Source organism: Kitasatospora sp. NPDC127121 (assembly GCF_042677305.1).
GTDB lineage: Bacteria > Actinomycetota > Actinomycetes > Streptomycetales > Streptomycetaceae > Kitasatospora.
Genome location: NZ_JBHXTQ010000047.1, coordinates 24,464 through 38,529, shown reverse-complemented (window position 1 = coordinate 38,529; position 14,066 = coordinate 24,464). Strand labels below are relative to the sequence as shown.

Genomic DNA, 14,066 nt, shown 5'->3' with positions numbered 1-14,066 from the left:
GCCATGGAACGCCGTCCGGGTGCCCGGGCCCGGGCCGACACGGCGGACCGCCCGCCGACTGCACCCGGACGGCCGAACCGCCGGGGCCTCCAGCCGCCCTAGAGCCCCAGCTCGAACCAGACGATCTTGCCCTTGGGTGTCCGCCGGCTGCCCCAGCGCTCGGCCAGCAGGCTGACCAGTTGCAGGCCGCGCCCGCCCTCGTCGGTCTCCTGGGCGCGCCGCTGCCGGGGCTGGGCGTAGCCGTCGTCCCAGACCTCGCAGACCAGGCCGCGATCGCGCAGCAGCCGCAGCCGGATCTCGCCCCGGCCGTGCTTGAGCGCGTTGGTGACCAGTTCGCTGACCAGCAGCTCGGTGGTGTCCACGAGCTCCTCCAGGCCGCGGGTCAGCAGCCAGCTGCAGGCCAGCTCGCGGGCCTTGGCGACGGAGGTGGGCTCGGGCGGCAGGAACCAGTTGCCGACGGCGTCCTCGGGGAAGGCGTGCACCTTGGCCATCAGCAGGGCGATGTCGTCCTCGCCGTGGTGCGGGTTGAGCTCGCCGAGGACGTGCTCGCAGAGTTCTTCGAGGCCCTTGCCCTTGGCCGACAGCGCGGCGCGGAAGCCGCGCAGGCCCTCGTCCAGCTGGTGCTTGCGGCTCTCCACCAGGCCGTCGGTGTAGAGGCCGAGGATGGCGCCGTCCGGGAGGGTCAGCTCGACCTCCTCGAAGGGCTCGCCGCCGACGCCGAGCGGCAGGCCGGGCGGGACGTCGAGCATCCGGGCGGGTTCGCCGGGGCTGAGCAGGACGGGCGGCAGGTGGCCGGCGTTGGCGATCCAGCAGCGCCGGGTGACGGCGTCGTAGACCGCGTAGACGCAGGTGGCCAGGTAGACCTCGCGGGCCTCCTCGTCGGCGGCGGAGGTGAGCCGGCCGTACGGGGTGGGCGGGCCGGCCGCCACGGTGTCGCCGCCGAGGCCGCGGGCGATCTCGTCGAGGGCGGTGAGCACCTCGCCGGGCTCCAGGTCGAGCATGGCGAGGGTGCGGACGGCGGTGCGCAGCTGGCCCATGGCGACGGCGGCGCGCAGGCCGCGCCCCATCACATCGCCGATGACCAGGGCGGTGCGGTTGCCGGGCAGCGGGATGACGTCGAACCAGTCGCCGCCGACCTCGGTGTTGTTGTTGCTGGGCAGGTAGCGGCAGGCGATCTCCAGGCCGCTGGCGGCCGGGTTGCCCGGGGGCAGCAGGCTGCGCTGGAGGATCAGGGCGCGCTCGTGCTCGCGGCGGTAGAGCCGGGCGTTGTCGATGCAGACGGCGGCGCGGGCGACGAGTTCCTCGGCGATGGCGACGTCGCGGGCGTCGAAGGGCTCGCTGCCGATCGCGCGGGAGAGCTGGACGAGGCCGAGCACCTGGTCGCGGGCGACCAGCGGGACGATCAGGGTGGAGCGCAGCAGCGGGTCGGGCCCGGGCTCGGGGACGACGCTGCGGCCGGTGCGCAGCGCCCGGGCGTGCGGGGAGCGTCGCGGGTAACAGAGGGTGCCGCCGGCCTCGGCGATGGGCAGGCCGGTGACCGAGCCGAGCACCGAGGAGGCGCCGCCGATGACGCTGGAGACGGCGACCCGGCGCAGTTCGCCGCTGCCGTCGGTGAGCACGGTGTCGCCGAGCCGGCCGGCGCTGGGCACGGTCTCGCCGGAGAGCAGCGCGGTGTACAGGTCGACGGTGGCGAGGTCGCAGAACGGCGGGACGACGACGTCGAGCAGTTCCTTGGCGGTGGTCTCCAGGTCGAGGGTGGAGCCGATGTGCGCGCTGGCCTCGTTGAGCAGGGCGAGGTTGCGGCGGACGCCGTCGGCCTCGCGCTCGGCGACGTGCCGGCTGGTGACGTCGGAGACCTGCCCGGCGAGGCCGATCGGCTGTCCGGCCGCGCCGTTGAGGCGGTACAGCGAGACGGCCCAGAGCCGGTTGCCCTCGCGGGTGGGGACGGCGCCGTGGAAGCGCAGGTCGAAGACGGGCTCGCCGGTGGCGAGGACCTTGCGCAGGGCGGCGGTGAGGCGGTCGGCCTCGGACGGCGGGAAGAGGTCGTGCGGGGTGAGGCCTTCGAGGTCGGTGGGGGCCAGGCCCATGCCGGAGGCGAAGGCGTCGTTGACCCGCTGGAGGCGCAGCCGGTCGTCGAAGAGGATGAAGCCGGTGGGCGTCTGCCCGAAGACGGCCTCGGAGGCAGCGAGGTCGGTCTCGACCCGGCGCAGTCGGCCGAGGTCGACGGCCAGGCAGGTGGCGCCGGCGGTGGGCAGGGCGCTGTCGGGCATCAGGTAGAGCTCGGCGAGGCCCTCGCCGCCGGCGGCGTCCCGGTAGGGGGCGGTGCCGACCCACTCCTCGCCGGCCAGGGCGCGTTCCAGCCGCGCGCGGCCGCGCTGCCAGAGTTCGCGGGGGACGAAGGTGGTGATCGGGTCGGCGCCGACGGCGTCGGGGGCGGGGACACCGAAGAACTCGGCGGCGCGCTCGCTCCACTGGCTGATCCGGCCGTCGGGGCCGATGGTGAAGGTGGCGACCCGGATGTAGTCGTAGATCGACCCGGGGCCGCCCGCGCCCCACGGGTGGTCCGCGGCCCCGGCGTGGTGACCGAGGCCCACGGGGCCGGCGCCGGGCGGGTCCGCCGGTACGGGCAGGTGCGGTGAACCGGCCTGCCCGGGCACGACAGCATGACCGCTGCTGCTCGGCGCGTTCCGCGCCGGGGTGCTGTTCAACGGACCGACCCCTCCAACCCGCGACCGTCCGGATGTCGAGAAGACCGAGTATTCATCATCGAGGGGTACGTTCACACGCCCTCAACATCACAACATCAGATCGGGCGAAGGTTTTTGTCCTACCGCCCGCGCAACCACAATGCCACGTCCGCGCCCCCTTCCGGGCTGCGCGCTCCCCCCGGCCACCTGCTGGCATATGCGGTTCCGTCCTCCTCGCCCCCGCTCGGGCTCACGCCCCCGACCCGCTGCGCTCCCTATGACTCGTCGGGCTCATTACCCGGCAGCGTCTGCTCGAACCAGACCACCTTGCCGATGCCCTCGGCCCGGGCACCCCAGCGCAGTGCCAGGCGGCGGACCAGTTCCAGGCCCCGGCCGCCCTCGTCGGCCTCGGCCGCGTGCCGCTCCCGGGGCGGGTCGGGCAGCGGGTCGGAGATCTCGACCAGCAGCGTCTCGCCGAGCGTCAGCCGCACGCCGATGGGGGCGCTGGCGTACCGGACGGCGTTCGTGACCAGCTCGCTGACCAGCAGCTCCGTGGTGTCGGTGAGCTCCTCGACACTCCACTCGGCAAGCGCGGAGCGGACCAGCCGACGGGCCCGGGAGACGGCGGTGGGCTCGGCGGGCAGGGTCCAGCCGACCGTCGGGGTGCCGGCCTGGCCGTGGCCGAGCCGGGCCAGCAGCAGCGCGACGTCGTCCGGCTCGCGGCCCTGCTCCATGGTACCGAGCACGGCCTCGCAGGCGGCCTGGATGGAGGCGTGCGGCTCCTGGAGCACGGTGACCAGCCGGCCGAGACCGACGTCGAGGTCCTTGTCCCGGGACTCGACCAGGCCGTCGGTGCAGAGGGCGAGCAGGCTGCCCTCGGGGATCTTCAGTTCGACGGATTCGAACGGGACGCCGCCGACGCCGAGCGGGGCGCCGGAGGGGAGGTCGAGGATCCGGCCCGCGCCGCCGCGCAGTGGGCCGCCGGTCCGGGTCGGCTCCCCTCCCTCCTCGCCCGGCACCACCAGGACGGGCGGGATGTGCCCGGCCTTGGCGACGGTCAGTCTGGCCGTCCCCGGGTCGAACACCGCGTAGACGCAGGTGGCGAGCAGCGCCTCGTCCGGGCCCTGGGCCAGGTCGTCGGCCAGTTCGTGGACGTGCCGCAGCAGGACGTCCGGCGGCAGGTCGAGGGCGGCCAGCACCCGGACGGCGGTGCGCAGCCGGCCCATGGTGGCGGCGGCCCGCAGTCCGTGGCCCATCACGTCGCCGACCACCAGCGCGGTGCGGTCGCCGGGCAGCGGGATGACGTCGAACCAGTCGCCACCGACCTCGGCGCCGCTGCTGCCGGGCACGTACCGGTAGGCGACCTCGACGCCGGTGGGCTGCGGGACCTGCTGCGGGAGCAGGGTGCGCTGGAGGGTGAGCGCGGCGGTGCGCTCGCGGGCGTACAGCCGGGCGTTGTCCAGCGAGCTGCCGGCCCGGTCGGCCAGCTCGACGGTGAAGGCCAGGTCGTCCCGGTCGAAGCCCTCCCGGTAGCCGCCCCGGCTGACCAGCAGCAGGCCGATCACGATGCCGCGGGCGCGCAGCGGGACGACCAGCATGGAGTGCACGCCCAGGTCGTGGGCGGCCTGCGTCTTCGGGTCGCCGGGGTACGTCACGTCGTCGAGCTGGTCCGCGCCGGAGAGCAGTTCGGGGACGCCGGTGCGCAGCACCCGGCCGCAGGCGGAGTCCTCGGCGAAGGTGATCCGGGCGCCGCGGCGGAGCATCACCTCGACCTCGGGGCCGTCCTGGACGGAGGCGGTGCCGAGCTGGAGCAGCGAGGTGCGGCGGTCGTGGCCGTGCCGGGGCAGGTCGTCGCCGTGCGCGACGGCCTGCAGCAGGATCACCGCGGAGTGGTCGGTGAGCCGGGGGACGACGGAGCTGGCGAGCTCCTGGGCGATCCTGGCGGCGTCGAGCAGGTCGCCGACCCGGGAGCCGAACTCGTTGAGCAGCGAGAGCCGGCGCCGGGCGTGCTCGACCTTGGCGACGGCGCGGTAGCGCTCGGTCACGTCCATCACGGTGCCGGAGATGCCGAGCACCCGGCCGGAGCGGTCGGTCATCCGGCTGTAGGAGATCGAGCGGTAGCCGGAGCGGGCGGTGACCGGGGAGGCCAGGGTGACGTCGATGACCGGCTCGCCGGTGGCCAGCACCTGGCGCTGGATCGCGGTGACCTCGTCGGCGGCCCGCTCGGGCAGGGTCTCGCCGGTGGTCCGGCCGACGTGGTCCTCCAGGGCGACGCCGTTCATCTCGGCCAGGGTCTGGTTGACGGCGGTGTAGCGCAGCTCGGTGTCCATGATCGCGATGCCCAGCGGGGACTGCTCGAACAGCGCGTCACGGACGGCGAGGTCGTGCTCGACGGCCCGGACGGCGGCCGCCTCGGCCATGTTGACCTGGAGGAACGGGGTGCCGTCGCCGTCCACCAGGAGGGAGATCCGGGCGTCCACCGCGATCGGCACGCCGTCCCGGTCGCGCAGTTCGGCGCTGCCGGCCCAACGGCCGTGGCGCAGGGTGTCCTGGATCGCGGCCCGGATCCGGCCGACCTGCTCCTCGTCGGGGATCAGCTCGTCGATCCGGCGGCCGACCAGCAGCTCGTTCGGCCAGCCGAGCAGTTCCTCAGCGGCCGGGCTCCAGAGCACCACCCGGCCCGCGGTGTCCAGGATCGCGATGGCGACCTTCAGCATGTCGAGCAGGCTGCCCTCGCCCGGTACGCCGGGGCCGTACGGGGCGTCGGACGGCCCGCCGGGGAACGGTCGGGCGGGCCGGCTGCGCAGGCCGGGCTGGGGGCCCGGGTCGGAGACGGGGACAGCCAGGGCCGGCGCCGGCTGGTCGGGCCGCGGGACGTCGGGGGCATCGGCGGCGTCCCGCCGACGGCGGCCGGCCGGCGGCTGCGGGGCGGCGGGCTGGGCACCCCGGCGCAGCCGGGCGCGGGCGGCTGCGCTCCCCGCGGCGCCTGTCCGCCGTGCTCCTCCGCCGCCGTTCCCGGTACTCGACACCGACGGGGCCTCCGGCTCTGGTCGGGATCGGCGTCGCCGGCTGGGGCGGCTCACCGATGGTGACGAATAGTGCCGAAAAGTGACATACCCAGCAGAACCCAGGCTATCCCGGTCGCCGGGTCGTCTTGTCTGATTGACCTACCCCGTACCCCGCGCGTCGCACACCGGCTCAGGCCGCCCTATGCATGGAGCAACCGGGCGACGTGCGGCAGGACGTCGCGGTCGTGCTCGATCCAGTCGACGCTGTCCAGCTCGGCCGGGCCGAGCCAGCGCAGCTCGTCGTGGTCCTCCAGGGGACGGGGGTCGCCGGCCAGCAGCTCGGCCGCCCAGAAGCGCAGCTCCAGACCCGGCCGGACGCTCCACGCGCCCGGCAGCCGCTCCAGCGCCCGCGCCCGGACACCCAGTTCCTCCAGCAGCTCCCGCTCCAGCGCCTGCGCCTCGGTCTCGCCGGGTTCGGCCTTCCCGCCCGGGAACTCCCAGCGCCCCGCCACCGCCGCGGGCGCGCTGCGCCGTGCGGCGAGCACCCGGCCCCGGTGGATGAGGGCGCCGCCGACGACGATCCGGGGCTCGACGGGGTTCTCGCTGGCCTTGTCCATGGGCCCGACCTTAGGGCGTGTCCGCCCCCGCGCCGTCCGCAGCCTCGGGCTCGGGCTCGGGCTCGGCCTCGACCCAGTACAGCTGCTTGTGGCCGCGGGCCTCGAACTCGGCCGCCAGCCGCCCCGCCGCGAGGCGGTCGAGCCCGCCCGCGACCAGGAAGCGGTTGCCGTTGTCGTCCTGCCGCATCACCCGAAAGGCGCTCATGGCGGGGAGCGTATCCCCGGCCTGCGTGGGGGTCGGGCCGGGGATCCGCCCCCACGACGCTACGGACGGCTCGCTACCGGCAGGTACGGGCGCGGTTAACGGCGGGTAACCCGGCCGCCCCCGGCGGCTCAGAACCGTCGGCGGCTCAGACCCCTCGGCGGCTCAGACCTGGAGGTCGGGCACCTGCTCGCCGGTGGACAGGCCGAGCCCGCGCCGGATCTCGATGCTGAGCGGCACCGACTTGGTCACCAGCGCCCGGGCCCGTCGGACGTCGCCCTCCAGGTCGTCGCCGGAGGCCGCCGCGTCCCAGGCGGTCGCGGCCGCCTCCTGGGCCGCGGCCAGCTTGCGGACCGCCGGCTTGACCTCGGCCGGCCACGCCGCCGACGCCTTGTTCAGCGCCGCGGCCTCCGCGTGGGAGGCGGTGGACATCCGCCGGGCCCACGTCCGGTACTCGGACGACGCGTCCGCGAAGCCCTTGCTCGGCTGCTCCGCGTAGGCGTCGTTGAAGCCCCGGACGGCCTCCAGGTAGGCCAGCTGGGCGGGGTTCAGGCTGCCCCGGTCGGTGCGGACCGTCCCCAGGTGCTCGCCGTCGCGGTCCTCGAACGCGCAGGTGACGTAGCGGTCGCCGGACCTCCAGTTGCCCCGGGTCGGGTAGAGGTAGACGTCGTCCATGCCGTCCGGGATCGCCCACTGGTCGAGGGCGTAGTCGTCGAGCACCGTGCGGCACAGGTCGGCGGCCCGCAGGCGGACCGTCGCCTCGCCCGGGTAGGACGGGCCGTCGCTCGCCGGGATCCGGGCGGTGCCGGCCACCTCGCCGTGGTGCGCGGCCGAGCACGGCACCCGGCGGACCCAGTAGAGCGTCTCGTCGCCGCCCTCGGGGTCGGCCCGGCTGCCGTTCTCGGGGGTGTTGTAGCAGTCCCCGGACTTCAGCGCGGCCCACGGGACGGACCCGGCCGGGGCCTTCGTGGACTGGTCGAACCTGCCGCCCCCGGGGAACTCGAAGGTCGAACCGGCCACGGCGAGCGACAGCAGCACCGTGCCGACCACGCCGAGCACCAGGCCGGTCACCGCCATGCCGAAGCCGCGCTCCTTGCGGCGGTTGATCTGGACCAGCGCGATGATGCCGAACACCAGGGCCACCGGCGCCACCACGACCAGGCCGGTCACCAGGGCGGCGACCGCGAAACCGTTGGTGACGGGGGCGGGCCGGGGGTAGGGGAAGCCGGGCTGGAGGCCGGACTGTGCGGCGGGCGGCACCGATGCCCAGCCGCCGGCGGGCAGCGGCGGGGGCGGGGGCTGCGGCGGGGCCTGCGACGGCAGGGGCGCGGCCCACGGGTTGGCGGGCGCGGGCGGGGCGGTCGGCACGGGCGGGGCGGCGGGCGCGGGCGGCTCGGGCTGCGCCTGCTGCTCCGCATGCTCCGACTGCCCCGTCCGCTCGGCCTGCTTCGCCGTCGCGGCCTCGTGGGCCGGTATGCGGGGATCGGCCGCGGGCGGCTCGGACGCAGGCTTGGACACGTGGACTCCCCCGGCCCGCCGGTACGGGCATCGACTCGGCAGCTCGACTCGTCGGCTCGCCCCCTCCAGCAGCGGGCCGGACGGGCCCGAACGGCCCCGGTACGAGCGGACGCGCGACTTTACCCGATCTTTCCGAACGCCCGCGCGACCGTTTCCCCCACCCCGTCGCCTCGCCGCCATCTGCGGGGCCGCCCTGGCCCGGCCCCGATCTCGACCCTGCCCCCGGTCAGCCGCGCGCCAGGATCTCGCCGTGCAGCATGGAGAACCAGCCGTCCCCGGCAGCACTCCACTCCTGCCAGCCGGCCGCGATCCGCGCCAGTTCGGCCCGGTCCGCGAAGCCCCGCTCCACCGCCGTCCGGCCGATGGCGGAGCCGGTCACCCGGTCCGCCCACATCCCGCCCCACCAGGCGCGCTGCTCGGGCGTCGCGTACGTCCAGGTGGTGGCGGTCGCGGCGATGTCGGTGAAGCCCGCCGCCCGCGCCCAGGACAGCAGCCGCCGCCCGGCGTCCGGCTCACCGCCGTTGGCGCGGGCGATCCGCTCGTACAGTTCCAGCCAGCGGTCCAGCGCGGGCGCCTCGGGGAACCAGGTCATCGACGCGTAGTCGACGTCCCGGGCCGCGACCACACCGCCCGGCGCCGCGACCCGGCGCATCTCGCGCAACGCGGCCACCGGGTCGGCCACGTGCTGCAACACCTGGTGGGCGTGCACCACATCGAACTCACCTTCCTGGTGTGGCAGTTCGTGGACATCGGCGATCTCGAACACGACATTGGACAGGCCCCGGCCGGCCACGTACGCGGCGGCCTGCTCCAGCACCTCGCCGGAGGTGTCCACGGCCACCACGCGACCGCCCGGGCCGACCAGCTCGGCCAGGTCGGCGGTGATCGTGCCGGGCCCGCAGCCGATGTCCAGCAGCGCCTGCCCGGGGCGCAGTTCGGGCAGCAGGTAGGCGGCCGAGTCGGCGGCCGTCCGGGAGCGGTGCGAGCGCAGCACCGCCTCCTGGTAGCCGTGGGTGTAGACGGTGGCGGGCTGCCGTCCGGTCATGGTGTCCCCCTGGGGCGTGGTCGGTTTCCGCGACGCCTCCGACGCTAGCGGACGTTCCGGATGCCGAGAAGATTCGTCTCACCTGTCGATCACCCCGCGACTGCACCACCCCCGGCGGCCGTACCGTGGGGGCGCACCCGAGAGAACGGTCCCCCCGCCCATGCCCGGCCAGCGCCCCTTCGTCCTGCTGAGCGCCGCGATGTCCCTCGACGGCCACCTCGACGACGCCTCCCCCGACCGCCTGCTGCTCTCCAACCGGGCCGACTTCGACCGGGTCGACGCCGAGCGCGCGGCCGCCGACGCCGTCCTGGTCGGCGGCAACACGCTGCGCGCCGACAATCCGCGCCTGCTGGTCAACGACCCCGCACGCCGGGCCGCCCGGCTCGCGGACGGCCGCGCCGAGTACCCGCTGAAGGTGACGCTCAGCGCGAGCGGCGCGCTCGACGCCGGCCTGCGCTTCTGGCACACCGGCGGCGCTCGACTCGCCTACACCACGGACGCCGGCGCGACCGTGCTGCGGCCCCGCCTGGACGGGCTGGCCGAGGTGGTCGCGCTCGGCGGCGCGGTGGACCTCGGCGCGGTGCTGGACGACCTGGGCGCGCGCGGGGTGCGCCGACTGATGGTCGAGGGCGGCGGCGGCGTGCACACCCAGTTCCTGGCCCAGGGCCTGGCGGACGAGCTCCAGCTGGCGGTCGCCCCGCTGCTGGTCGGCCAGGCCGAGGCGCCGAGGTTCGTCCGCCCGGCCGCGTTCCCGGGTGGCCCGGCCCGGCGGATGCGCCTGCTGGAGGCACGTACGGTGGACGACGTCGTCCTGCTCAGGTACGCCCCGAAGGAGCCCGCCCCGTGACCGGAGCCCGTCCCGCGACCACCGACCTCGACCACCTGCGCCGGGCCGTCGAACTCTCCCGCCGCTGCCCGCCGTCCGCGACGGCCTTCTCGGTCGGCGCGGTGATCGTCGGCGCCGACGGCGAGGTCCTGGCGGAGAGTTACAGCCGGGAGGGCGACGCGCACGACCACGCCGAGGAGGCGGCCCTCGGCAAGCTCCCGGCCGGCGACCCGCGGCTGCGCGGGGCGACCGTCTACAGCTCGCTCGAACCGTGCGGACAGCGCGCCTCGCGGCCGGCACCGTGCGCCCGGCTGCTGATCGCGGCGGGCGTGCCGCGGGTGGTGGTGGCCTGGCGCGAACCGGACCTGTTCGTCACCGACTGCCAGGGCACGGCCCTGCTGGCGGCAGCCGGGGTCGAGGTGGTGGAACTGCCGGAGCTCGCCGAGGCGGCCCGCGCGGTCAACGCCCACCTGCTCGGCTGATCTTTTGTATCATCGGGGAACAAAGAGCTCGTCCTTCCTTGCCCGAGGAGCAGCCCCATGCCCACCGCACCCCTCCAGCTGACCGCTCGCGCCCTCCTCCTGGACATGGACGGCACCCTGGTCAACTCCGACGCCGTGGTCGAGCGCTGCTGGCACCGCTGGGCCGAGCAGCACGGCCTCGACCCCGCCGCCGCACTGGCCGTCGCCCACGGCCGCCAGGGCCACGCGACGATGGCCGAACTGCTGCCCGACCGCCCGGTGGAACTCAACCTCGCCGACAACCGGCGGATGCTCGCCGCCGAGCGCGCCGACACCGACGGCGTCGTCCCGATCCCCGGCGCCGCCGCCTTCCTCGCCGCCCTGAACGGCCTGCCGCACGCCCTGGTCACCTCCGCCGACGAACCGCTCGCCCGCATCCGGATGGGCGCCGCCGACCTGCCGATGCCGCCCGTCCTGGTGACCGCCGAGTCCGTCGGCGCCAGCAAGCCCGACCCGGAGGGCTTCCTCAAGGGCGCCGCCGCCCTCGGCTTCGCCCCCGCCGACTGCCTCGCCTTCGAGGACTCCGACGCCGGCATCACGGCCGCCCGCGCCGCCGGCATCCGCGTCATCGGCATCGGCCCCCGCGCCACCGCCCACCGCCCCGACGCCCATGCCGCCACCCTCGACAACATCACCGTGACCACCACACCGGACGGCACCCTGACCATCAGCATCCACCCCTGACCGAACCCGCCGCCCGGCCACCCCGCTCGGATCCCGCACCGGAACATCCAACACGGGCATGACGAAGGGGTCGGCTCCCGCAGGACCCGACCCCTTCCGACCCGCACACCTGGACAACCAGGTCAGGTGCAGCACACACCTGGCTACACGTTGAAGCGGAACTCCACCACGTCGCCGTCCTGCATGATGTATTCCTTGCCCTCGATGCGGGCCTTGCCCTTGGAGCGGGCCTCGGCGATGGAGCCGGTCTCGACCAGGTCGGCGAAGGAGATCACCTCGGCCTTGATGAAGCCCTTCTGGAAGTCGGTGTGGATGACTCCGGCGGCCTCGGGGGCGGTGGCGCCCTTCTTGATGGTCCAGGCGCGGGTTTCCTTGGGGCCTGCGGTGAGGTAGGTCTGCAGGCCGAGGGTGTCGAAGCCGACCCGGGCGAGGGTGGCGAGGCCGGGCTCCTCCTGGCCCATCGACTGGAGCAGCTCCAGGGCCTCGTCGTCGTCGAGCTCGATCAGCTCGGACTCGATCTTGGCGTTGAGGAAGATCGCCTCGGCCGGGGCGACCAGCTCGCGCTGGACGTTCTTGAAGTCCTCGTCGGCCAGCTCGGCCTCGTCCACGTTGAAGACGTAGAGGAAGGGCTTGGCGGTCAGCAGGTGGAGGTCGCGGATCGGGGTGGTGTCGAAGCCGGCCTCGAAGAGGGTCTTGCCGGTCTCCAGGACCGCCTGCGCGGCCTCGGCGGCGGCCAGCACGGGGGCGGTCTCCTTCTTCAGGCGCGCCTCCTTCTGGAGCCGCGGCAGGACCTTCTCGACGGTCTGGAGGTCGGCCAGGATCAGTTCGGTGTGGATGGTCTCGATGTCGTCCTTGGGCGACACCTTGCCGTCCACGTGCACCACGTCCGGGTCGGTGAAGGCGCGCACGACCTGGCAGATCGCGTCCGACTCGCGGATGTTGGCGAGGAACTTGTTGCCCAGTCCCTCGCCCTCGCTGGCGCCGCGCACGATGCCGGCGATGTCGACGAAGTCGACGGTGGCCGGGAGGATCCGCTGGGAGCCGAAGATCTCGGCGAGCTTGGCCAGCCGCGCGTCCGGGACGCCGACGACGCCGACGTTCGGCTCGATGGTGGCGAACGGGTAGTTGGCCGCCAGCACGTCGTTCTTGGTCAGGGCGTTGAACAGGGTCGACTTGCCGACGTTCGGCAGGCCGACGATTCCGATCGTGAGCGACATGAAGCGCAGTCCCGTGGGCTTGGAGGAGTTGGGTCGGCACCGTGCGGGCCGACCCCCAAGTCTACGGGCAGCGCCTCACGCCCCGGTCGCCGCCGGGAGGGGCTTCAGGAACTCCGGCGGGGTGCCGGGGTGGCTGGGCCGGACAGGTCAGGCCGCTGAACGACGATCACATCAGCACTCCGCCAGGAGACACGGGACAAGACCTGAACGGTCCATTACACAGTGTGGCGATGATCGGACCGTACGTTGGGCGGGTGGAGCAGAGCATCCGTACCCAGCCGCCAGGGCCCAGACGCCGACCGCCGAACGGCGCGGCCGGGGCCGCCGTCCCCGGGCCCGGCCGGGCTCCCGAGACCGTCGGAGCCCCCGCAGCCCCCGCCGCCGCCCCCGCCGCCCGGCTACGCCCGGTAGCCGGGCCACCCGCCGCCGCCCGCCCGGCCACCCCCAGGCTGCGGTTGCGGCTGCCGCTGCCCGGACGCTCCGAGGCCCCGCTGTACGGGCGGCGCCGGACCGGACGGCCGACCCGGCTGACCGCCATCGGCACGGGCGTGGCCGCCGTGCTGGCGACGCTCGCCGTCGCGGGCCTGGACCGGCTGCTGTTCGACCGCCTCGGCTGGCTGTTCGGCCTCGGCTACCTGGTCGTCTGCTTCCAGCTGGCCGTCCGGGTGCGCTACGTCGACCTGCTGGCCGCACCGATCAGCGGGCCGATCGCCTTCGCGCTGGCGCTGCTGCTGCTCGGGCCGGTCACCTCCTCGGGCGTCACCGCCCAGGTGGTGGCGCTGGCGACCGGGCTGGCGCTGCGGGCCGGCTGGCTGTTCTCCGGCACAGGGCTGGCCGCGCTGATCGTGCTCGCCCGGTTCGTGGCCCAGCGTCGGATCCAGCGCTCCCGCTGAGCGGCGCCTCGGGCGGGCGGCCTCAGCCCGCCGCCCGGGCCGCCGCCATGGCGGCGCCGACGATGCCCGCGTCGTTGCGCAGCTCGGCCGGCACCACCCGCGCCTCCCGCTCCCGCAGCAGCGGCAGGAACTTCTCGTGCTTGCGGCTCACCCCGCCGCCGATCACGACCAGTTGCGGCGAGAACAGCATCTCGACCAGGTCCAGGTACTCGTCGACCCGCCCGGCCCACTGCTCCCAGGTCAGCCCGTGCCGTTCCTTGGCGGCCGAGGAGGCCCGGCGCTCGGCGTCCTTGCCGCGCAGTTCCAGGTGGCCCAGTTCGGTGTTGGGCACCAGCACGCCGTCGACGAAGAGCGCGCTGCCGATGCCGGTGCCGAAGGTGAGCACCAGCGCCACGCCCGACTGGTCGCGCCCGGCGCCGTGCACGGTCTCGGCGAGCCCGGCCGCGTCGGCGTCGTTGAGCACGGTCGCGGGCAGGTCGAGCGCCTCGCGGAACAGGCCCGCGGCGTCCAGGCCGATCCAGCCCTTGTCCACGTTGGCGGCGGTTCTGGTCCGGCCGCCGACCACCACGCCGGGGAAGGTGAGCCCGACCGGGCCCTGGTGGTCGAACTGGCGGACCACCTCGCAGACGGCGGCGACCACGGCCTCGGGGGCGGACGGCTGCGGGGTGAGCACCTTGTACCGCTCCTGGGCCAGCACGCCCCGGGCGAGGTCGACCGGGGCGCCCTTGATGCCCGAACCGCCGATGTCCACGCCGAATACCGCCGTCATCACGTCCACCCTCCGCCGGGGCCGCGGACCGCTTGTCCACAGCCTGTGCACAAAACTACGAGAGGGCACGGGCGGACGC

At 74.7% G+C, this 14,066-nt stretch carries 10 protein-coding genes and 1 pseudogene; 3 read left to right on the top strand and 8 right to left on the bottom strand.

Annotated features, from left to right (window positions below; all coding sequences use genetic code 11):
* Window positions 1-98 precede the first annotated feature (98 nt).
* From ACFVHI_RS22810 to ACFVHI_RS22785, 6 genes are all read right to left on the bottom strand, one after another.
* On the bottom strand, window positions 99-2,708 hold the full coding sequence (locus tag ACFVHI_RS22810) for a SpoIIE family protein phosphatase (protein WP_380342111.1): 2,610 nt from the start codon (window positions 2,706-2,708) through the stop codon (window positions 99-101).
* A 254-nt stretch (window positions 2,709-2,962) separates the two neighbouring features.
* Window positions 2,963-5,716, bottom strand: a complete 2,754-nt coding sequence (locus tag ACFVHI_RS22805; RefSeq protein ID WP_380342108.1) for a SpoIIE family protein phosphatase — start codon at window positions 5,714-5,716, stop codon at window positions 2,963-2,965.
* A gap of 179 nt (window positions 5,717-5,895) precedes the next feature.
* On the bottom strand, window positions 5,896-6,312 hold the full coding sequence (locus ACFVHI_RS22800; RefSeq protein ID WP_063347964.1) for an NUDIX domain-containing protein: 417 nt from the start codon (window positions 6,310-6,312) through the stop codon (window positions 5,896-5,898).
* A 10-nt stretch (window positions 6,313-6,322) separates the two neighbouring features.
* Window positions 6,323-6,517, bottom strand: a complete 195-nt coding sequence (locus ACFVHI_RS22795) for an SPOR domain-containing protein (protein WP_380342104.1) — start codon at window positions 6,515-6,517, stop codon at window positions 6,323-6,325.
* A 162-nt stretch (window positions 6,518-6,679) separates the two neighbouring features.
* Complete coding sequence (locus ACFVHI_RS22790) at window positions 6,680-8,032, bottom strand: DUF4190 domain-containing protein (protein WP_380342101.1); 1,353 nt, start codon at window positions 8,030-8,032, stop codon at window positions 6,680-6,682.
* Window positions 8,033-8,258: 226 nt separating this feature from the next.
* The gene (locus ACFVHI_RS22785) at window positions 8,259-9,077 is read right to left on the bottom strand and encodes a methyltransferase domain-containing protein (RefSeq protein WP_063347967.1); all 819 of its coding nucleotides are present in this window, start codon (window positions 9,075-9,077) and stop codon (window positions 8,259-8,261) included.
* A gap of 160 nt (window positions 9,078-9,237) precedes the next feature.
* On the opposite strand from ACFVHI_RS22785, the pseudogene ACFVHI_RS22780 reads away from it, so the two are divergent.
* Together ACFVHI_RS22780 and ACFVHI_RS22775 are read left to right on the top strand one after the other, a co-directional pair.
* Window positions 9,238-10,385 (top strand): annotated as a pseudogene (locus ACFVHI_RS22780) (dihydrofolate reductase family protein).
* Window positions 10,386-10,442: 57 nt separating this feature from the next.
* Window positions 10,443-11,108: an HAD-IA family hydrolase gene (locus tag ACFVHI_RS22775; protein ID WP_380342098.1), complete on the top strand. Its 666-nt coding sequence runs from the start codon at window positions 10,443-10,445 to the stop codon at window positions 11,106-11,108.
* 143 nt (window positions 11,109-11,251) lie between these two features.
* Here ACFVHI_RS22775 and ychF read toward each other — a convergent pair whose 3' ends face one another.
* Window positions 11,252-12,325: a redox-regulated ATPase YchF gene (gene ychF, locus ACFVHI_RS22770; protein WP_063347971.1), complete on the bottom strand. Its 1,074-nt coding sequence runs from the start codon at window positions 12,323-12,325 to the stop codon at window positions 11,252-11,254.
* 254 nt (window positions 12,326-12,579) lie between these two features.
* On the opposite strand from ychF, the gene ACFVHI_RS22765 reads away from it, so the two are divergent.
* Window positions 12,580-13,218 carry a DUF6542 domain-containing protein gene (locus ACFVHI_RS22765; RefSeq protein ID WP_380342094.1) on the top strand — a complete coding sequence of 213 codons (639 nt, stop codon included), beginning with the start codon at window positions 12,580-12,582 and terminating at the stop codon, window positions 13,216-13,218.
* Between the two features lie 22 nt (window positions 13,219-13,240).
* On the opposite strand, the gene ppgK is transcribed toward ACFVHI_RS22765, so the two are convergent.
* Window positions 13,241-13,987, bottom strand: coding sequence for a polyphosphate--glucose phosphotransferase (ppgK, locus tag ACFVHI_RS22760; protein WP_063347972.1), 747 nt, complete (start codon window positions 13,985-13,987; stop codon window positions 13,241-13,243).
* Between the last annotated feature and the right edge of the window lie 79 nt (window positions 13,988-14,066).

Coding starts and splice junctions, on each gene's coding strand:
- ACFVHI_RS22800 (WP_063347964.1), bottom strand. CDS start 6,312: ATGGACAAGGCCAGCGAGAACCCCGTCGAGCCCCGGATCGTCGTCGGC.
- ACFVHI_RS22795 (WP_380342104.1), bottom strand. CDS start 6,517: ATGAGCGCCTTTCGGGTGATGCGGCAGGACGACAACGGCAACCGCTTC.
- ACFVHI_RS22785 (WP_063347967.1), bottom strand. CDS start 9,077: ATGACCGGACGGCAGCCCGCCACCGTCTACACCCACGGCTACCAGGAG.
- ACFVHI_RS22775 (WP_380342098.1), top strand. CDS start 10,443: ATGCCCACCGCACCCCTCCAGCTGACCGCTCGCGCCCTCCTCCTGGAC.
- ychF (WP_063347971.1), bottom strand. CDS start 12,325: ATGTCGCTCACGATCGGAATCGTCGGCCTGCCGAACGTCGGCAAGTCG.
- ppgK (WP_063347972.1), bottom strand. CDS start 13,987: ATGACGGCGGTATTCGGCGTGGACATCGGCGGTTCGGGCATCAAGGGC.